The following is a 20600-nucleotide window of genomic DNA, read 5'->3' as shown; positions in this document are numbered from 1 at the left end:
CCCACACTCCCCTGCGACCTTTAGACCAATGGACGAGCATCACCACCTATGATCCATCGGCAGATTGCCAGCTACCTATGTATAATGCCGCCGCTGACCGAAGGGTCACACAGGCCGAGCCCTCTATTACGAGACTTTCAGCCAGATTGAAGCCGGGCTGTTATCGCAGCTCAACCGCTTGACGCTCTACTGATGCACCCAACATCACCGCAAAGAAACCTCGACATTCGGCTCATGGATGACTTTGAACGAACGCGCTTACCCGGCGCCCCTCGAGTTTCTGCGCACGCTTTAGCAAAGAAGAGAGAGTTAATCCGAATATGCCCACCCGCTCGAAGATCATCTATACCTTCACCGACGAAGCCCCAGCCCTCGCCACCTATTCACTGTTGCCTATCGTAGAGGCCTTCACCGCCTCCGCTGATATCGCCGTTGAAACCCGCGATATCTCTCTTGCAGGGCGTATTTTGGCCAGCTTCCCCGAGCAATTGGGTGACAAAGCCGTAGCCGACCACCTCGCCGAACTGGGCGCCCTGGCCGTTACGCCTGAAGCGAACATCATCAAGCTGCCGAACATCAGCGCGTCGGTTCCGCAACTGCAAGCCGCGATCAAAGAGCTGCAAGACCACGGCTTCGCACTGCCGGACTACCCGGAAACCGTGACCAGCGACGCCGACAAGCTCGCCAAATCGCGTTACGACAAGATCAAGGGCAGCGCCGTAAACCCGGTCCTGCGCGAAGGCAACTCCGATCGCCGCGCGCCGCTGTCGGTCAAAAACTACGCGCGCAAGCACCCACACAAAATGGGCGCCTGGGCAGCAGACTCCAAGTCACACGTCGCACACATGAGCACTGGCGATTTCTACGGCAGCGAAAAAGCTGCCCTGATTGACGCCGCTGACACCGTTAAAATCGAACTGATCGCTCAAGACGGCACGACCACCGTCCTGAAAGAAAAAACCACCGTGCAAGCCGGTGAGATCCTCGATTGCGCGGTCATGAGCAAAAACGCTCTGCGCAACTTCATCGCTGCCGAGATCGAAGACGCCAAGCAAAAAGGCGTGCTGCTGTCGGTTCACCTGAAAGCCACGATGATGAAGGTCTCCGACCCGATCATGTTCGGCCAGATTGTTGCCGAGTTCTATAAAGATGCACTGGCCAAGCATGCTGACGTTCTGGCGCAGATCGGCTTCAACCTGAACAACGGCATCGGCGACCTGTACGCCCGCATCAAAGCTTTGCCTGCCGAGCAGCAAGCGCAGATCGAAGCGGACATGCAGGCGGTCTATGCAGCTCGCCCATCGTTGGCCATGGTCAACTCGGACAAAGGCATTACCAACCTGCACGTGCCGAGCGACGTGATCGTCGACGCCTCGATGCCGGCGATGATCCGCGACTCCGGCAAAATGTGGGGCACTGACGGTCAGTTGCACGACACCAAGGCCGTGATCCCTGATCGCTGCTACGCCACGATCTACCAAGCGGTGATCGAAGACTGCAAGCTGCACGGTGCTTTCGACCCTACCACGATGGGCAGTGTGCCAAACGTTGGCCTGATGGCGAAAAAAGCCGAAGAATACGGCTCCCACGACAAGACGTTCCAGATCAAGACTGACGGCGTGGTTCGGGTGTGCGACAGCGCTGGCCGGACCTTGTTGGAACAAACCGTGGAAGCCGGTGACATCTTCCGCATGTGCCAGACCAAAGACGCGCCGATCCAGGATTGGGTCAAACTGGCCGTTAACCGTGCTCGCGCAAGTGCGACCCCGGCGATTTTCTGGCTGGACCCAATGCGTGCCCATGACGGCGTAGTGATCGAGAAAGTCCAGACTTACCTGAAGGACCACGACACTTCCGGCCTGGACATCCGCATCATGTCGCCCGTCGACGCAATGGCCTTCACCCTGGGCCGCACTCGCGAAGGCAAAGACACCATCTCGGTGACTGGCAACGTATTGCGCGACTACCTGACTGACCTGTTCCCGATCATGGAACTGGGCACCAGCGCCAAGATGCTGTCGATCGTTCCACTGATGAATGGCGGCGGCCTGTTCGAAACCGGCGCTGGCGGTTCGGCACCGAAGCACGTTCAACAGCTGCTGGAAGAGAACTTCCTGCGCTGGGACTCCCTGGGCGAGTTCCTGGCCCTGGCCGCTTCCCTTGAGCATCTGGGTGTGACCTACAACAACCCTAAAGCGCTGGTATTGGCCAAGACTCTGGACCAGGCCACTGGCCAGTTCCTGGACAATAATAAGTCGCCATCGCGCAAAGTCGGCAACATCGACAACCGCGGCAGCCACTTCTACCTGGCGCTGTACTGGGCTCAGGCCCTGGCCGCCCAGACCGAAGACACCGCGCTGCAAGCGCAATTCGGTCAACTGGCCAAGACCCTGGCCGAGAACGAAGCGACCATCGTCGCTGAGCTCAATGCCGTTCAGGGCAAGCCAGTGGACATCGGCGGTTACTACCACGCCAATGCCGAGCTGATCAGCAAGGCCATGCGCCCAAGCAACACCTTCAACGCGGCGATTGCTGCGCTGGTTTAAGGTTGTAAGGGAACATCACAAGCCCCGGCCCCGTGCCGGGGTTTGTGTTTGCACCCAAGATCAAAAACACCAGAGGACAAAGCATGACCTGGCAACCCCACATCACCGTCGCCACTATCGTCGAAGACAACGGCCGCTTTCTGATGGTCGAAGAGCTTAAGGGCGGCCGCGCCGTGCTTAACCAGCCCGCCGGGCACCTCGACCCGAACGAAACCCTGATCGATGCCGCCGTGCGCGAAACCCTCGAAGAAACTGGCTGGGACGTTGAGCCCACGGGCGTGGTGGGCATCTACCTCTACACCGCACCGAGCAACGGCGTGACCTACCAGCGCGTGTGCTTCACCGCCAGGGCCGTGAAACACCGCCCGGACTATCAACTGGACGACGGCATCCTGTGCGCCCGCTGGCTGACACGCGACGAGCTGATGGCCCTGCGCGAGGACTGGCGCAGCGAGCTGATCATCCGCTGCATCGACGATTATCTGGGCGGCAATCACTTCGGTCTCGAACTGATCCGCCCTTCTCTTTAGCCTTGCGGGCCGGGGCCTGCTAGAATCGCGTCCTTTTTCAAGACACTCGTTGAATCCCTATGCGTGATCCAGCCCCTTCTGACACACAAAAGAAGCGCGTCATTGTCGGCATGTCCGGCGGCGTGGACTCTTCCGTTTCCGCTCTCCTGCTGCTCGAGCAGGGTTACGAGGTGGAAGGCCTGTTCATGAAGAACTGGGAAGAAGACGATGGAACGGAATACTGCACCGCGATGGATGACCTGGCGGACGCCCAGGCCGTGTGCGACAAGATTGGCATCAAGTTACACACCGCCAACTTCGCTGCCGAATACTGGGATAACGTGTTCGAGCACTTCCTGGCTGAATACAAGGCCGGTCGCACGCCGAACCCGGACATCCTGTGTAACCGCGAGATCAAGTTCAAAGCGTTCCTCGACTACGCCATGATCCTCGGCGCCGACCTGATCGCCACCGGACACTATGTGCGCCGCCGCGACATCGATGGCCGTACCGAGCTGCTCAAGGGCCTGGACCCGAACAAGGACCAGAGCTACTTCCTGCACGCCGTCGGCGCAGAACAGATCGCCAAGACGCTGTTCCCGGTCGGCGAGCTGGAAAAACCCGAAGTCCGCGCAATCGCCGAGAAACACGAACTGGCCACCGCCAAGAAAAAAGATTCGACCGGGATCTGCTTCATCGGTGAACGCCGCTTCAGCGACTTTCTCAAGCAATACCTGCCCGCCCAACCGGGCGAGATAAAAACCACCGAAGGCGAAGTCATCGGTCGCCACCATGGTTTGATGTACCACACCATCGGTCAGCGTCAGGGCCTGGGCATCGGCGGTTTGAAAGACGCCGGTGACGAACCATGGTACGTACTGATCAAAGACCTGGAACACAACGAACTGATCGTTGGCCAGGGCAATGATCACCCGTATCTGTTTTCCCGCGCCCTGCTCGCCTCTGACATCTACTGGGTCAACCCGATCGACTTGAGCGAGCCGCGCAAGCTGACCGCCAAGGTTCGTTATCGCCAAGGCGACCAACCCTGCACCCTTGAAAAGACCGCCAACGGCTACCGTGCCACCTTCGATGACCCGCAACGCGCAGTCACCCCTGGCCAGTCCGTGGTGTTCTACGACGGTGAAATCTGCCTCGGCGGTGGCGTGATTGAAATTGCGCAGCCGTGGACGAGCAAAAGCACCCCTCAAGGCACGCAGCAATGAGCCCGACTCAGGAACAACTGACAGCCCTTGGCGGCGTGTTTCTCGCCGCCGTGCTAGTCGACAAGATCGCCAAGACCGGCCAGACCTCCGAAGCCGGCCTGACATGCATGCTCGGCAGCCTGCTGATTCGCGACCCCAAGGACACCCTGGAAGTCTACGGGGGCGATGACCTCAACCTGCGCGAAGGCTATCGCGCATTGGTTGGCGCCCTGGAGCGCGACCCCAGCACTCTTCAACGCGAACCGCTGCGCTATGCACTGGCGATGCTCGGCCTTGAGCGTCAACTGGCCAAGCGTGGCGACATGCTCGACGCCATCGGCAAGCGGTTGCCGCAAATTCAGTCCCAGGTCGAACATTTCGGCCCGGCACACGAAAACGTCATCGCCGCGTGCGGCGCCCTGTACCAAGACACCTTAAGCACCCTGCGCCAACGGATTCAGGTCCACGGCGACATGCGCAACCTGCAACAACCGAGCAACGCGTCTAAAATTCGCGCCTTGCTGCTGGCCGGGATTCGTTCAGCGCGCCTATGGCGGCAATTGGGCGGTCATCGCTGGCAGTTAGTGATCAGCCGTCGCAAGTTGCTCAAAGAGCTTTACCCGTTGATGCGTAACGAATAAGTCGCATCAACAGGCCCTTTACATCGTGTTACGCGTAATACGCCGGTCAGTTGGCAGCGGACCGGCGAATTTTTTCATGTATGATACGCGCCCCATTTCGTTGCCCGACTGTCCGAGAACACCCCATGCAGCTTTCTTCGCTCACTGCGGTTTCCCCTGTTGACGGCCGCTACGCCGGCAAAACCCAGGCCCTGCGCCCAATTTTCAGCGAATACGGCCTGATCCGTGCTCGCGTTCTGGTTGAAGTACGCTGGCTCCAACGCCTGGCCGCTCACCCTGGCATCAGCGAAGTGCCGGCGTTCTCCGCCGAAGCCAACGCGGTGTTGAACACCCTCGCAGAAAACTTCGCTCTGGAGCACGCCGAGCGCGTCAAAGAGATCGAGCGCACCACCAACCACGACGTTAAAGCCATTGAGTACCTGCTCAAAGAACAGGCGGCCAAGCTGCCGGAACTGGCCAAGGTCAGCGAATTCATCCACTTTGCCTGCACCAGCGAGGACATCAACAACCTGTCCCACGCACTGATGCTGCGTGAAGGCCGTGACGACGTGATGCTGCCGCTGATGCGCCAGACTGCCGAAGCGATCCGCGAACTGGCGATCCGCTTCGCTGACGTGCCAATGCTGTCGCGCACCCACGGTCAACCGGCATCGCCGACCACCCTGGGCAAAGAACTGGCCAACGTGGTTTACCGCCTGGAGCGTCAAATCGCTCAAGTTGCTGCCGTGCCGCTTCTGGGCAAGATCAATGGCGCGGTTGGCAACTACAACGCGCACATCTCGGCCTACCCGCAAATCGACTGGGAAGAAAACGCCCGCGCCTTCATCGAAGACGAACTGGGCCTGGGCTTCAATCCGTACACCACGCAAATCGAACCGCACGACTACATCGCCGAGCTGTTCGATGCGATGGCACGCTTCAATACGATCCTGATCGACTTCGACCGTGACATCTGGGGCTACATCTCGCTCGGCTATTTCAAACAGCGCACCATCGCTGGCGAAATCGGCTCGTCGACCATGCCACACAAGGTCAATCCGATCGACTTCGAAAACTCGGAAGGCAACCTGGGCATCGCCAACGCGCTGTTCCAGCACCTGGCGAGCAAACTGCCGATTTCCCGCTGGCAGCGCGACCTGACCGACTCCACCGTATTGCGCAACCTCGGCGTGGGCTTTGCACACAGCGTGATTGCTTACGAAGCCAGCCTCAAAGGCATCAGCAAACTGGAGCTCAACGCACAGAAAATCGCGGCCGACCTGGACGCTTGCTGGGAAGTCCTGGCTGAGCCAATCCAGACCGTGATGCGTCGCTACAACATCGAAAACCCTTACGAGAAACTGAAAGAACTGACGCGTGGCAAGGGCATCAGTCCTGAAGCGCTGCAAACTTTCATCGACGGCTTGGACATGCCAGCCGCAGCCAAGGCCGAGCTGAAACTGCTGACTCCAGCGAACTACATCGGCAACGCTGTAGAGCAAGCCAAACGCATTTGATCGACCGCTGGACCCTTTTGAGACGCCCGGCAGCGCCGGGCGTTTTTATTCCCGTCTGAAAAGTAATTTTTTTCAATAGGTTACACATGAATCCTGATATTCCTCTTCAACTTCTGGGCGGCATCACGGCACGCGAATTCCTGCGCGATTACTGGCAGAAAAAACCGCTGCTGATCCGTCAGGCCATCCCTGATTTCGAAAGCCCGATCGACGCCGATGAACTGGCCGGCCTGGCGCTGGAAGAAGAAGTCGAATCGCGCCTGGTGATCGAGCACGGTGAGCGCCCTTGGGAACTGCGCCGCGGCCCGTTCGCCGAAGATGAATTCAGCAAACTGCCGGAACGCGAGTGGACCCTGCTGATTCAAGCGGTCGATCAATTCGTTCCTGAAGTCAGTGAACTACTGGAAAACTTCCGCTTCCTGCCGAGCTGGCGCATCGACGACGTGATGATCAGCTACGCAGCCCCTGGCGGCAGCGTCGGCCCGCACTTCGACAACTACGACGTGTTCCTGCTGCAAGGCCACGGCCAGCGCAACTGGAAAATCGGCCAGATGTGCAACTCCGAGAGCCCGCTGCTGCAACACGCCGACCTGCGTATCCTGGCCGACTTTGAAGCCACCGATGAATGGGTTCTGGAACCGGGCGACATGCTTTACCTGCCGCCGCGCCTGGCTCACTGCGGCGTCGCCGTCGACGAATGCATGACCTACTCGGTCGGCTTCCGCGCCCCGAGCGCCGCTGAAGTGCTGACCCACTTCACCGACTTCCTCAGCCAGTTTCTCCCGGACGAAGAGCGTTACACCGACGCTGACGCGCTTCCGGCGGTCGACCCTCACCAGATCCAGCACGACGCCCTTGATCGCTTGAAAAGCCTGCTGGCCGAGCACATGAGTGACGAACGCCTGCTCCTGACCTGGTTCGGCCAGTTCATGACCGAGCCGCGCTACCCGGAGCTGGTGGTAGGGCCGGAAGAAGTCGAGGAAGACGACCTGCTGGCCAGCCTGGAGCAAGGCGCGGTACTGATCCGTAATCCGAGCGCACGCATGGCTTGGTCCGAAGTCGATGACGACCTGCTGCTATTCGCCAGCGGCCAAAGCCGTTACCTTCCAGGCAAACTGCGCGAATTGCTGAAAATGATCTGCGCCGCCGACGCCCTGCACACCGACAACCTCGGCGACTGGCTGAGCGACGAAGATGGCCGCGGGCTGCTGTGCGAACTGGTCAAGCAAGGAAGCCTGGGGTTTGCTGATGAATAAAATTCACGTACGTGTCGCAGACTGGCAAAAGGACAACGCCGAGATCCGGCGCATTCGTGAGACCGTGTTCATCGCCGAGCAATCCGTTCCGCCTGAGCTGGAGTGGGATGCTGATGACGCAACAGCAGTGCATTTTCTGGCCTTCGAAGGCGACTTTCCGATTGGTACTGCGCGCCTTTTGTCCGATGGTCACATCGGCCGGGTGTCGGTACTCAAGGATTGGCGCGGCTTGAAAGTCGGCGATGCGCTGATGCAAACAGTGATTGGTGAAGCCGAGAACCGTGGGTTGAAGCAGCAAATGCTCAGCGCACAAGTGCAAGCCACGGCGTTCTACGAGCGCCTGGGGTTTACCGTGGTCAGCAGCGAATTCCTGGAAGCCGGAATTTCGCATGTGGACATGGTGCGCCATTCAGCTCAGTAGCTGATCGTTCCCCCGCTCTGCGTGGGAGCGTTTACGCCCCGGCATTCTCGGATGCCGGGGCGTTTTGCTGTCTACGATTCAACTTGCTCCATCCAAAGCCGACAAACTGGCACTATCAAAACTTTAGAACGCGGAGATAACGGACATGTCCCTACGCACCCTCCTCACGACGCTGCTGCTGGCCTGCAGTTTTTCGGTCGTGGCCGCCACCGAGATCGTGCCCATCAACTACCGTACCAGCGCCGACTTGCTGCCTGTAGCACAGAATTTTATCGGCAAGGACGGCCAGGTCAGCGCCTACGGCAATCAACTGATCGTCAACGCCGAGCCCGGAAAAATTGAAGCACTCAAAACATTTCTCGCACAACTCGACACAGCACCCAAGCGTCTGCTGATCACCGTCGACACCAACGAAAATAATTTTCAGGGCGATCAGGGCTATTCAGTGAACGGCTCAGCACCGAGCCAGACGCGCATCATCAACCGCAGCACTGACAGCCGTGACGGCGGCATTCAGCAAGTCCAGGCCAGCGAAGGCACTCCAGCACTGATTCAGATTGGCCAGAGCGTGCCGCTCACCAGCACGCAGACCGACACCTATGGACGCCAGCAGAGCCAAACCCAGTATCGCAACGTCACACAAGGGTTTTACGTGACCGCAAGCGTCACCGGCGACATCGTCCACCTGGCGATCAGCACAAATCGTGACCGCATGAGCCAGGAACGTCCCGATGTAGTGAATGTGCAAAGTACCGACACAACTGTCACGGGGCGACTCGGAGAGTGGATCACCCTGGCCGGTGTGAATCGCCAGACTCAGGCCGACAAACAGGGTATAACCCGCAGCTACTCTACTCAGGGCCGAGATGACATGACCCTGCGGGTCAAAGTCGACACTTTGGACTAAAGCACCAAAAACTGACTGATTAGTCGTATTAGACTAAAGATGTAGTGCCATAAAAAAAGCACTACAAAATGTTTGACGAGTCAAAAAAGCGAAGGCATGATGGCCTCGCTCCCGCTAATCAGGGGCCCTGGCAAGGGCCTTCGAGTCGCCGCCCGCACCTATCCCGCGAGCCGATTCGTGTCTGTACCGCCTACAAGGTGTGTTTGACGAGGTTGTCGACTGGAACGAAGTTGTCCCGAGGGACGGAAGCGTAACTAGGTAACCCGGCATCACACTGAAGTTCGTATAAAGGCCCACGATGCCCGAATCCGCTCGCCAGTCCGCCCTTACCTGCTCACTTCCCCTCGAGCCTATCGTTCATCCCGTCGCCTTCCCCGCCAAAACCGACTTGACCACCTAAGCTTCTGGTCAGCGAGCAGCCTCTTACGCCTTATTTGACAGGCGTAGTTGGCAGGAGCAGGAATTTTCCAACCCAGACCTATGCGACGAGGTTTATCTCCATGGCACTGACACGCGAACAGCAAATTGCAGCCCTTGAAAAAGATTGGGCTGAAAACCCGCGCTGGAAAGGCGTGACCCGCGCTTACTCTGCTGCTGACGTCGTCCGCCTGCGTGGCTCGGTTCAACCTGAGCACACCTTTGCAAAATTGGGCGCCGAGAAGCTCTGGAACCTGGTAACCCAGGGCGCCAAGCCCTCCTTCCGTCCTGACAAAGATTTCGTAAACTGCATGGGCGCCCTGACTGGCGGCCAAGCTGTACAGCAAGTTAAAGCCGGTATCCAGGCGATCTACCTGTCGGGCTGGCAAGTTGCCGCGGACAACAACTCTGCCGAATCGATGTACCCAGACCAGTCGCTGTACCCGGTGGATTCGGTTCCAACCGTGGTCAAGCGCATCAACAACTCGTTCCGTCGTGCTGACCAGATCCAGTGGAAAGCCGGCAAAGGCCCGGGCGACGAAGGCTACATCGACTACTTCGCGCCAATCGTGGCTGACGCTGAAGCCGGTTTCGGCGGCGTTCTGAACGCTTACGAACTGATGAAGAGCATGATCGAAGCAGGCGCCGCCGGCGTTCACTTCGAAGACCAACTGGCTTCCGTGAAAAAATGCGGCCACATGGGCGGCAAGGTACTGGTTCCTACTCAGGAAGCTGTACAGAAGCTGACCGCTGCTCGCCTGGCTGCTGACGTTGCCGGTACACCGACCATCATCCTGGCCCGCACCGACGCTAACGCCGCTGACTTGCTGACCTCCGACTGCGACCCTTACGACATGCCATTCGTGACCGGCGAACGCACTCAGGAAGGTTTCTACAAAGTGCGCGCAGGTCTCGACCAGGCAATTGCTCGCGGACTGGCCTACGCCCCTTACGCCGACCTGATCTGGTGCGAAACCGCCAAGCCCGATCTGGACGAGGCTCGTCGCTTCGCCGAAGCGATCAAAAAGGAATACCCGGACCAACTGCTGTCGTACAACTGCTCGCCTTCCTTCAACTGGAAGAAAAACCTGGACGACGCGACCATCGCCAAGTTCCAGCGCGAACTGTCCGCCATGGGTTACAAGCACCAGTTCATCACCCTGGCCGGCATTCACAATATGTGGCACAGCATGTTCAACCTGGCGCATGACTACGCCCGCAATGACATGACTGCCTACGTGAAGCTACAAGAGCAAGAGTTCGCCGATGCCTCCAAGGGTTACACCTTCGTGGCTCACCAGCAGGAAGTGGGCACCGGCTACTTCGACGACATGACCACCGTGATTCAAGGTGGCTCGTCTTCGGTGACCGCGCTGACCGGTTCGACTGAAGAAGAACAGTTCCACTGATCTGCTTCACCTGAGCAAACGGCCTTTGCGGACCGATTAGAAAGCTAACCGCAAAGCCGCCCATCTGACGCCCCGACTGGTTCGGGGCGTTTTTTTGCCCACAATTCAGCAGTCGCTGCAAAACCTGCAGGAACGCATCGAATTTCCCGATTGTGCAAAAAATATTGATCCAGAGCAGTATTAGCATCAGAAAACTCGGCTAAAACGACCTCGACTGCTACTTGCAGTAACGGCCATATAAGACAACTTCTTGGTCACCCACCCGTTAAACAGTTTAAAAATCATCGCAAACAGTATTGATTATCATTTAGCGACAACTATGTTCGTTACATTCCCCACAAAACATAATTGATGAAATGCCGGCTAATGCCCGCAACACATGGGCTGCAGGTCTTTGGAGGAGCGCTATGTCCTTATTCCAATAAATAATTTCGCTATAGGAATTTTACTTGCACAGTGTTTAGCCATAAAATCACCGCGGTTGATTGCTGCGACATATCGTCACTGCCTTATTTCTTTTCAAGCTCAGAGACCTTTGCTCTCTGTTAAGGATTACCAGCATGCCCGAAGCGACAGGACTCATGGCCCACAACTGGGGCTTTGCCATTTTCCTTCTGGGCGTCGTCGGCCTCTGTGCCTTCATGCTCGGCGTCTCCAGCCTCCTCGGGTCAAAAGCTTGGGGCCGCAGCAAAAACGAACCGTTCGAGTCCGGCATGCTACCCACAGGTGGCGCCCGCTTGCGGCTTTCGGCCAAATTCTATCTGGTCGCGATGCTCTTCGTGATCTTCGATATCGAAGCCCTTTTTCTCTTTGCATGGTCTGTGTCCGTTCGCGAAAGCGGCTGGACCGGATTCGTCGAAGCTCTCGTTTTCATAGCAATTCTGTTGGCAGGTCTTGTCTACCTGTTCCGAGTGGGCGCCCTTGACTGGGCTCCGGAAGCTCGTCGCAAGCGGCAGGCGAAGCTGAAACAATGAGGCTTTGGCAATGCAATACAATCTCACCAGGATCGACCCCGATGCTCCTAACGAGCAGTATCCGATTGGCGAGCGGGAAACCGTTTCCGATCCGTTAGAAGATCAAGTTCACAAAAATATTTTCATGGGCAAGCTCGAAGACGTGCTTAACGGCACGATCAACTGGGGGCGCAAGAACTCCCTGTGGCCGTATAACTTCGGTCTTTCGTGCTGCTACGTGGAAATGACCACCGCCTTCACGGCGCCCCACGACATCGCGCGCTTTGGCGCCGAAGTGATCCGGGCATCGCCGCGTCAGGCGGATTTCATGGTTATCGCCGGTACCTGCTTCATCAAGATGGCGCCGATCATTCAGCGTCTGTACGAGCAAATGCTCGAACCTAAGTGGGTTATCTCCATGGGTTCGTGCGCCAACTCCGGTGGCATGTACGACATCTACTCCGTCGTTCAAGGGGTGGACAAGTTCCTGCCCGTGGACGTCTACGTGCCTGGCTGCCCGCCCCGTCCTGAAGCTTTTCTGCAAGGCTTAATGCTCTTGCAAGAGTCGATTGGACAGGAGCGTCGTCCGCTTTCCTGGGTCGTCGGCGATCAAGGCGTGTACCGCGCCGAGATGCCTTCGCAAAAGGATGCGCGCCGCGAACAGCGAATCGCAGTCACCAACCTGCGCAGCCCCGACGAAGTCTGATCCAGATCTGCTTCTTTTATAGAACGAGACGCTGGCTTCATTCTTTACGTTGACCGAAAGCGATAAATAACCATGACTACAGGCAGTGCTCTGTACATCCCGCCTTACAAGGCAGACGACCAGGATGTGGTCGTCGAACTGAACAACCGTTTTGGCCCTGAGGCGTTCACCGCCCAGCCTACCCGCACCGGCATGCCGGTGCTTTGGGTTGCCCGCGCCAAACTCGTTGAAGTCCTGACCTTCCTGCGCAACCTGCCCAAGCCGTATGTCATGCTTTATGACCTGCACGGCGTGGACGAGCGTCTGCGTACCAAGCGTCAAGGGCTGCCAAGTGGCGCCGACTTCACTGTGTTCTATCACTTGATGTCGCTCGAGCGTAACAGTGACGTGATGATCAAGGTCGCCTTGTCCGAGAGCGACCTCAGCGTGCCGACCGTTACCGGGATCTGGCCGAACGCCAACTGGTACGAGCGTGAAGTCTGGGACATGTACGGGATCGACTTCAAAGGTCACCCGCACCTGACCCGCATCATGATGCCGCCGACCTGGGAAGGTCACCCGCTGCGCAAGGACTTCCCTGCGCGTGCCACCGAGTTCGACCCGTTTACCCTGACTCTGGCCAAACAACAGCTTGAGGAAGAAGCCGCGCGCTTCAAGCCTGAAGACTGGGGCATGAAGCGCTCCGGTTCGAACGAGGACTACATGTTCCTCAACCTCGGTCCCAACCACCCTTCCGCGCACGGTGCGTTCCGCATCATCCTGCAACTGGACGGTGAAGAGATCGTCGACTGCGTGCCGGACGTTGGTTACCACCACCGTGGTGCCGAGAAAATGGCCGAGCGTCAGTCCTGGCACAGTTTCATCCCGTACACCGACCGTATCGACTACCTCGGCGGCGTGATGAACAACCTGCCTTACGTGCTCTCGGTCGAGAAGCTGGCCGGCATCAAGGTGCCCGAAAAGGTCGACGTCATCCGCATCATGATGGCCGAGTTCTTCCGGATCACCAGCCACCTGTTGTTCCTGGGGACTTACATCCAGGACGTCGGCGCGATGACTCCGGTGTTCTTCACCTTCACCGACCGCCAGAAGGCATACACGGTGATCGAAGCCATCACCGGTTTCCGTCTGCATCCGGCCTGGTACCGCATCGGCGGCGTCGCGCACGACCTGCCACGCGGCTGGGAAAAACTGGTGAAAGACTTCGTCGAGTGGATGCCAAAGCGTCTGGACGAATACCAGAAAGCTGCACTGGACAACAGCATCCTCAAAGGCCGGACCATCGGCGTCGCTGCCTACAACACCAAAGAAGCCCTGGAATGGGGCGTCACCGGTGCTGGTCTGCGTTCGACCGGTTGCGACTTCGACCTGCGTAAAGCGCGTCCATACTCGGGCTACGAGAACTTCGAATTCGAAGTGCCGCTGGCGGCCAATGGCGATGCCTACGACCGTTGCATCGTGCGTGTCGAAGAAATGCGCCAGAGCCTGAAGATCATCGAACAGTGCATGCGCAACATGCCAGAAGGCCCGTACAAAGCGGATCACCCGCTGACCACGCCGCCGCCGAAAGAACGCACGCTGCAACACATCGAGACCCTGATCACGCACTTCCTACAAGTTTCGTGGGGCCCGGTGATGCCGGCCAACGAATCCTTCCAGATGATTGAAGCGACCAAGGGCATCAACAGTTATTACCTGACGAGCGATGGCGGCACCATGAGCTACCGCACCCGGATTCGCACCCCAAGCTTCCCGCACTTGCAGCAGATCCCTTCGGTGATCAAAGGCGAGATGGTCGCGGACTTGATTGCGTACCTGGGTAGTATCGATTTCGTTATGGCCGACGTGGACCGCTAAGCATGAACAGCACGCTTATCCAGACAGACCGTTTCGCCTTGAGCGAAACCGAGCGCTCGGCCATCGAGCACGAGCTGCATCACTACGAAGACCCGCGCGCGGCGTCGATCGAGGCCCTGAAGATCGTCCAGAAGGAGCGCGGCTGGGTGCCTGACGGCGCGCTCTACGCTATCGGCGAGATGCTGGGCATCCCGGCCAGCGACGTAGAAGGCGTGGCTACTTTCTATAGCCAGATTTTTCGTCAGCCGGTCGGCCGCCACATCATTCGCGTCTGCGACAGCATGGTCTGCTACATCGGTGGCCATGAGTCGGTGGTCAGCGAAATCCAGAGCAAGCTCGGCATCGGCCTGGGTCAAACCACCGCCGACGGTCGTTTCACGCTGCTGCCGGTCTGCTGCCTCGGCAACTGCGACAAGGCGCCGGCGTTGATGATCGACGACGACACGTTCGGTGATGTGCAGCCTGCTGGCGTCGCCAAATTGCTCGAGGGCTACGTATGACCCTGACTTCCTTCGGTCCTGCCAACCGCATCAAGCGTGTCGCAGAGACTCATCCGCTGACGTGGCGTTTGCGTGACGACGGCGAGGCTGTATGGCTCGACGAATATCAGGCCAAGAACGGTTACGCTGCTGCGCGCAAAGCCTTCGCCGACATGGCCACGGACGACATTGTCCAGACCGTCAAAGACGCCGGCCTCAAAGGTCGCGGCGGTGCAGGCTTCCCCACGGGTGTTAAGTGGGGCCTGATGCCCAAAGACGAATCCATCAACATCCGCTACCTGCTGTGCAACGCGGACGAGATGGAACCGAACACCTGGAAAGACCGCATGCTGATGGAGCAACTGCCCCATCTGCTGATCGAAGGCATGCTGATCAGTGCGCGCGCACTGAAAACCTACCGGGGCTACATCTTCCTGCGTGGCGAATACACCACCGCCGCCAAGCACCTGAACCGTGCCGTGGAAGAAGCCAAGGCAGCCGGCCTGCTGGGCAAGAACATTCTGGGCAGCGGCTTCGATTTCGAGCTGTTTGTCCACACCGGCGCCGGGCGTTACATCTGCGGTGAAGAAACCGCACTGATCAACTCCCTCGAAGGCCGCCGCGCCAACCCGCGCTCCAAGCCGCCCTTCCCTGCCGCCGTTGGCGTGTGGGGCAAACCGACCTGCGTGAACAACGTTGAAACCTTGTGCAACGTCCCGGCGATCATTGCCGACGGCGTGGACTGGTACAAATCGTTGGCCCGCGAAGGCAGCGAAGACATGGGCACCAAGCTCATGGGTTTCTCCGGTAAGGTCAAGAATCCTGGCCTGTGGGAACTGCCATTCGGCGTGCCGGCTCGCGAGTTGTTCGAAGACTACGCCGGCGGCATGCGCGACGGTTACACGCTCAAGTGCTGGCAGCCTGGCGGCGCGGGCACCGGTTTCCTGTTGCCGGAGCACCTGGACGCACAAATGTACGCCGGCGGCATCGCTAAAGTGGGCACCCGGATGGGTACCGGCCTGGCCATGGCGGTGGACGACAGCGTGAACATGGTGTCGCTGCTGCGCAACATGGAAGAGTTCTTCTCGCGCGAGTCGTGTGGTTTCTGCACCCCATGCCGTGACGGTTTGCCGTGGAGCGTCAAGCTGCTGCGCGCCATCGAGAACGGTGAAGGGCAAGCCGGCGATATCGAGACCCTGCTGGGTCTGGTCGGTTTCCTCGGCCCTGGCAAGACCTTCTGTGCTCACGCACCGGGCGCCGTGGAGCCATTGGGCAGCGCAATCAAATATTTCCGTCCAGAGTTCGAAGCCGGCATCGCGCCCACCAGCGCCGCCGTCCCGCCTCTGGCAAGGCCGATCGTAGTCGGCGCTTAACGCTTAAAAAGGCGAAGGGTCCGTGCCCTTCGCCTTTCGTTCGATGACGCCTTTTCCGGGCTGTTTGGATTCGAACGAATAACAAGATTCCATTAGCCACGCCCGCTGACACCGGGCCAACGAAGAACTTTGAACCATGGCCACTATCCACGTAGACGGCAAAGCGCTCGAAGTCGATGGGGCAGACAACCTGTTACAGGCGTGTCTGTCGCTAGGCCTCGACATCCCTTATTTCTGCTGGCACCCCGCCCTTGGCAGCGTTGGCGCTTGCCGCCAGTGCGCGGTCAAGCAGTACACCGACGCCAACGACACCCGTGGTCGGATCGTCATGTCCTGCATGACGCCCGCCACCGACGGCAGCTGGATCTCCATCGAAGACGAAGAAGCGAAAGTGTTTCGCGCCAGCGTCGTCGAATGGCTGATGACCAACCACCCTCACGACTGCCCGGTCTGTGAAGAAGGCGGTCACTGCCACCTGCAAGACATGACGGTAATGACCGGCCACAACGAGCGCCGTTACCGCTTCACCAAGCGTACCCACCAGAACCAGCAACTGGGCCCGTTCATTTCCCACGAAATGAACCGCTGCATCGCTTGCTACCGCTGCGTGCGTTTCTATAAGGATTACGCAGGCGGCACCGACTTGGGGGTATACGGCGCACACGACAACGTGTACTTCGGACGTGTAGAAGACGGCGTACTGGAGAGCGAGTTCTCCGGCAACCTCACCGAGGTCTGCCCGACCGGTGTGTTTACCGACAAGACTCACTCCGAGCGCTACAACCGCAAGTGGGACATGCAGTTCTCACCGAGCATCTGCCATGGCTGCTCCAGCGGTTGCAACATCTCCCCAGGCGAGCGCTACGGTGAACTGCGCCGTATCGAAAACCGTTTCAACGGTTCGGTAAACCAGTATTTCCTGTGTGACCGTGGCCGTTTCGGCTATGGCTACGTCAACCGCGAAGACCGCCCGCGCCAGCCATTGCTGGCCAACGGCGCCAAGCTGAGCCTCGACGAAGCGTTGGATAAAGCCGCTGAGCTGCTGCGCGGTCGCAACATTGTCGGTATCGGTTCGCCGCGCGCCAGCCTCGAAAGCAACTTCGCCTTGCGCGAACTGGTTGGCGCCGAGCACTTCTACTCGGGTATCGAAGCCGCCGAGCTGGAGCGCATTCGTCTGGTCATGCAGGTGCTGAAAGACAGCCCGCTACCGATCCCGAACATGCGCGATATCGAAGACCACGACGCGATCTTCGTCCTCGGCGAAGACCTGACCCAGACCGCCGCCCGTATGGCGCTGTCCTTGCGTCAGTCAGTCAAAGGCAAAGCCGAAGACATGGCCGACGCCATGCGCGTTCAGCCTTGGCTCGACGCTGCCGTGAAAAACATCGGCCAGCACGCGCTGAACCCGCTATTTATCGCCAGCCTGGCTGAAACCAAGCTCGACGACATCGCTGAAGAATGCGTTCACGCCGCGCCAGACGACCTGGCCCGCATCGGTTTCGCCGTGGCTCACGCCCTCGACGCCAGCGCACCGGCCGTTGAAGGCCTGGACGCGGAAGCCGTTGAACTGGCTCAACGCATCGCCAATGCCCTGCTGGCCGCCAAGCGTCCGCTGATCATTGCCGGTACGTCGTTGGGTTCCAAAGCGCTGATCGAAGCGGCGGCGAACATCGCCAAAGCCTTGAAGCTGCGCGAGAAGAACGGCTCCATCAGCCTGATCGTGCCAGAGGCCAACAGCCTCGGCCTGGCCATGCTCGGCGGCAACTCCGTCGATGACGCGCTGCAAGCGGTCATCGACGGCCGTGCTGACGCCATCGTCGTGCTGGAAAACGATCTGTACACCCGCACCGACAAAGCCCGTGTCGATGCTGCCCTGAACGCCGCGAAAGTGGTGATCGTGGCGGACCATCAGAAGACCGCTACCAGCGATCGCGCGCACCTGGTTCTGCCCGCCGCCAGCTTCGCTGAAGGCGACGGCACGTTGGTTAGCCAGGAAGGCCGCGCCCAGCGCTTCTTCCAGGTGTTTGATCCGAAATACATGGACGCCAGCATCCTGGTTCACGAAGGCTGGCGCTGGCTGCATGCCCTGCGCGCTACCTTGCTGGGTCAGCCAATCGACTGGACCCAACTGGACCACGTCACCGCTGCCGTTGCTTCGAGCACGCCGCAACTGGCACGCATCGTTGACGCTGCACCGTCCGCCGCGTTCCGTATCAAGGGCATGAAACTGGCCCGCGAACCGCTGCGTTACTCCGGTCGTACCGCCATGCGCGCTGACATCAGCGTTCACGAACCGCGTACCCCGCAAGACAACGACACCGCGTTTGCCTTCTCGATGGAAGGTTACTCGGGCTCGGTTGAACCGCGTCAGCAAGTGCCATTCGCCTGGTCGCCGGGCTGGAACTCGCCGCAAGCCTGGAACAAGTTCCAGGACGAAGTCGGTGGTCACATCCGTGCTGGCGATCCGGGCACCCGCCTGATCGAAAGCACCGGTGATTCGCTGAACTGGTTCGCCAGTGTTCCGCGCGCGTTCAACCCGGCTCAAGGCACCTGGCAAGTCGTGCCGTTCTTCCACCTGCTTGGCAGCGAAGAGACCTCGTCGAAAGCCGCGCCGGTTCAGGAACGCATCCCGGCCGCCTACGTCGCTTTGGCTAAATCGGAAGCCGATCGCCTAGGGGTCAACGAAGGTGCCCTGCTGAGCTTGACCGTAGAAGGCCAGACCTTGCGTCTGCCGCTGCGCATCAACGAAGAGCTGGGCGCCGGCCTGGTGGCATTGCCTGCGGGCATTGCCGGTATTCCAGCGGCAATCTTTGGCAAAACCGTTGACGGTCTGCAGGAGGCAGCTCAATGACTTGGTTCACGCCTGAAGTGATCGACGTGATCATCGCGGTGGTCAAGGCCATCGTGATTCTGCTGGCCGTGGTGGTTTGCGGTGCGCTGCTGAGCTGGGTCGAGCGTCGGTTGCTCGCCCTTTGGCAAGACCGTTACGGTCCGAACCGCGTCGGCCCGTTCGGCGCGTTTCAGATCGCCGCCGACATGATCAAGATGTTCTTCAAGGAAGACTGGACCCCGCCGTTCGCCGACAAGGTGATTTTCACCTTGGCGCCGGTCGTGGCCATGAGTGCCTTGCTGATTGCCTTCGCCATCATCCCGATCACCCCGACCTGGGGTGTAGCGGACCTGAACATCGGCATTCTGTTCTTCTTCGCCATGGCCGGTCTGTCGGTCTACGCGGTGTTGTTCGCCGGTTGGTCGAGTAACAACAAGTTCGCCCTGTTGGGCAGCTTGCGGGCCTCGGCACAAACCGTGTCGTATGAAGTGTTCATGGGCCTGTCGTTGATGGGCATCGTGATCCAGGTCGGTTCGTTCAACATGCGCGACATCGTTGACTACCAGGCCCAGCACCTGTGGTTCATCATTCCGCAGATCTTCGGTTTCTTTACCTTCTTCATCGCTGGCGTCGCCGTGACTCACCGTCACCCGTTCGACCAGCCGGAAGCGGAGCAGGAACTGGCTGACGGTTACCACATTGAATACGCCGGCATGAAATGGGGCATGTTCTTCGTCGGTGAGTACATCGGCATCGTGTTGATTTCGGCGCTGCTGGTGACCTTGTTCTTTGGTGGCTGGCACGGTCCATTCGGCATTCTGCCGCAGATCCCGTTCATCTGGTTCGCACTGAAAACCGCGTTCTTCATCATGATCTTCATCCTGCTGCGCGCCTCGATTCCGCGCCCACGGTATGACCAAGTGATGGACTTCAGCTGGAAGTTCTGCCTGCCGCTGACCCTCGTCAACATGCTGGTGACCGCTGCGATCGTGTTGCTCAACACGCCCGCCGTCGCGGCTCAGTGAGGATAGAGAATCATGTTCAAGTATATTTTTGACATCATCCACGGCACCTACACCCAGTTCCGCAGCCTGGTGATGATTTTTGGTCACGCGTTCCGCAAGCGCGACACGTTGCAGTACCCGGAAGAAGCCGTGTACCTGCCGCCGCGCTACCGGGGCCGCATCGTCCTCACCCGTGACCCCGACGGCGAAGAGCGTTGTGTAGCTTGCAACCTGTGCGCCGTCGCGTGCCCGGTCGGCTGCATCTCGCTGCAAAAAGCTGAAACCGACGACGGTCGCTGGTATCCGGAGTTCTTCCGCATCAACTTCTCGCGCTGCATTTTCTGTGGCCTCTGCGAGGAAGCCTGCCCGACCACCGCAATCCAGCTGACACCGGATTTCGAGATGGCCGAGTTCAAACGTCAGGACCTGGTTTACGAGAAAGAAGATCTGCTGATCTCCGGCCCCGGCAAAAACCCTGATTACAACTTCTATCGTGTTGCAGGTATGGCGATTGCCGGGAAGCCGAAAGGCGCCGCGCAAAATGAAGCCGAACCGATCAACGTGAAGAGCTTGCTGCCTTAAGGAAGAAAG

The 20600-nt window shown here is 59.0% G+C and carries 17 protein-coding genes; all 17 read left to right on the top strand.

The features are described from left to right. Window positions 1-320: 320 nt before the first annotated feature. The 17 genes from RHM68_RS10090 (at window position 321) to nuoI (ending at window position 20591) form a co-directional block, all read left to right on the top strand. Window positions 321-2546, top strand: coding sequence for an NADP-dependent isocitrate dehydrogenase (locus tag RHM68_RS10090; RefSeq protein WP_322222481.1), 2226 nt, complete (start codon window positions 321-323; stop codon window positions 2544-2546). An 83-nt stretch (window positions 2547-2629) separates the two neighbouring features. Next, on the top strand, window positions 2630-3076 hold the full coding sequence (locus RHM68_RS10085) for an NUDIX hydrolase (RefSeq protein ID WP_322222479.1): 447 nt from the start codon (window positions 2630-2632) through the stop codon (window positions 3074-3076). Between the two features lie 59 nt (window positions 3077-3135). Then, entirely contained in the window at window positions 3136-4281 is a 1146-nt protein-coding gene (mnmA, locus tag RHM68_RS10080; protein ID WP_322222477.1) for a tRNA 2-thiouridine(34) synthase MnmA, read from the top strand. Next, on the top strand, window positions 4278-4901 hold the full coding sequence (gene hflD / locus RHM68_RS10075; protein WP_322222475.1) for a high frequency lysogenization protein HflD: 624 nt from the start codon (window positions 4278-4280) through the stop codon (window positions 4899-4901). Before mnmA ends, hflD begins: the two co-directional genes overlap by 4 nt. Window positions 4902-5026: 125 nt before the next feature. After that, window positions 5027-6397 (top strand): adenylosuccinate lyase, encoded by a 1371-nt coding sequence (gene purB, locus RHM68_RS10070; protein WP_322222473.1) that lies wholly within the window; start codon window positions 5027-5029, stop codon window positions 6395-6397. Between the two features lie 86 nt (window positions 6398-6483). After that, the gene (locus RHM68_RS10065) at window positions 6484-7653 is read left to right on the top strand and encodes a cupin domain-containing protein (protein ID WP_322222471.1); all 1170 of its coding nucleotides are present in this window, start codon (window positions 6484-6486) and stop codon (window positions 7651-7653) included. Then, a complete protein-coding gene (locus tag RHM68_RS10060; protein ID WP_322222469.1) occupies window positions 7646-8074 on the top strand; it encodes a GNAT family N-acetyltransferase in 429 nt (142 codons plus the stop codon). Before RHM68_RS10065 ends, RHM68_RS10060 begins: the two co-directional genes overlap by 8 nt. A 145-nt stretch (window positions 8075-8219) precedes the next feature. Next, window positions 8220-8981 (top strand): secretin N-terminal domain-containing protein, encoded by a 762-nt coding sequence (locus RHM68_RS10055; protein ID WP_322222467.1) that lies wholly within the window; start codon window positions 8220-8222, stop codon window positions 8979-8981. A gap of 500 nt (window positions 8982-9481) precedes the next feature. Then, on the top strand, window positions 9482-10807 hold the full coding sequence (aceA, locus tag RHM68_RS10050; RefSeq protein WP_322222465.1) for an isocitrate lyase: 1326 nt from the start codon (window positions 9482-9484) through the stop codon (window positions 10805-10807). A gap of 560 nt (window positions 10808-11367) precedes the next feature. Then, entirely contained in the window at window positions 11368-11781 is a 414-nt protein-coding gene (locus RHM68_RS10045) for an NADH-quinone oxidoreductase subunit A (RefSeq protein WP_003223812.1), read from the top strand. Between the two features lie 10 nt (window positions 11782-11791). Continuing rightward, window positions 11792-12466, top strand: coding sequence for a NuoB/complex I 20 kDa subunit family protein (locus tag RHM68_RS10040; protein ID WP_150766759.1), 675 nt, complete (start codon window positions 11792-11794; stop codon window positions 12464-12466). A gap of 72 nt (window positions 12467-12538) precedes the next feature. Continuing rightward, entirely contained in the window at window positions 12539-14323 is a 1785-nt protein-coding gene (gene nuoC / locus RHM68_RS10035) for an NADH-quinone oxidoreductase subunit C/D (protein ID WP_322222459.1), read from the top strand. Window positions 14324-14325: 2 nt separating this feature from the next. Continuing rightward, complete coding sequence (gene nuoE / locus RHM68_RS10030) at window positions 14326-14823, top strand: NADH-quinone oxidoreductase subunit NuoE (protein ID WP_201204588.1); 498 nt, start codon at window positions 14326-14328, stop codon at window positions 14821-14823. Then, window positions 14820-16175: an NADH-quinone oxidoreductase subunit NuoF gene (nuoF, locus tag RHM68_RS10025; RefSeq protein ID WP_322222456.1), complete on the top strand. Its 1356-nt coding sequence runs from the start codon at window positions 14820-14822 to the stop codon at window positions 16173-16175. The genes nuoE and nuoF overlap by 4 nt, the downstream gene beginning before the upstream one ends. 136 nt (window positions 16176-16311) lie before the next feature. Then, window positions 16312-19026, top strand: coding sequence for an NADH-quinone oxidoreductase subunit NuoG (gene nuoG, locus RHM68_RS10020; RefSeq protein ID WP_322222454.1), 2715 nt, complete (start codon window positions 16312-16314; stop codon window positions 19024-19026). After that, window positions 19023-20030, top strand: a complete 1008-nt coding sequence (gene nuoH, locus RHM68_RS10015) for an NADH-quinone oxidoreductase subunit NuoH (RefSeq protein ID WP_322222452.1) — start codon at window positions 19023-19025, stop codon at window positions 20028-20030. Before nuoG ends, nuoH begins: the two co-directional genes overlap by 4 nt. Window positions 20031-20042: 12 nt before the next feature. Beyond that, complete coding sequence (gene nuoI / locus RHM68_RS10010; RefSeq protein ID WP_322222451.1) at window positions 20043-20591, top strand: NADH-quinone oxidoreductase subunit NuoI; 549 nt, start codon at window positions 20043-20045, stop codon at window positions 20589-20591. Window positions 20592-20600: the final 9 nt, after the last annotated feature.

Origin of the sequence: Pseudomonas sp. DC1.2 (assembly GCF_034351645.1) — a bacterium.
Lineage (GTDB): Bacteria > Pseudomonadota > Gammaproteobacteria > Pseudomonadales > Pseudomonadaceae > Aquipseudomonas.
The sequence above is the reverse complement of the archived record's forward strand: the minus strand, read 5'-3'. Positions and strand labels throughout refer to the sequence as shown.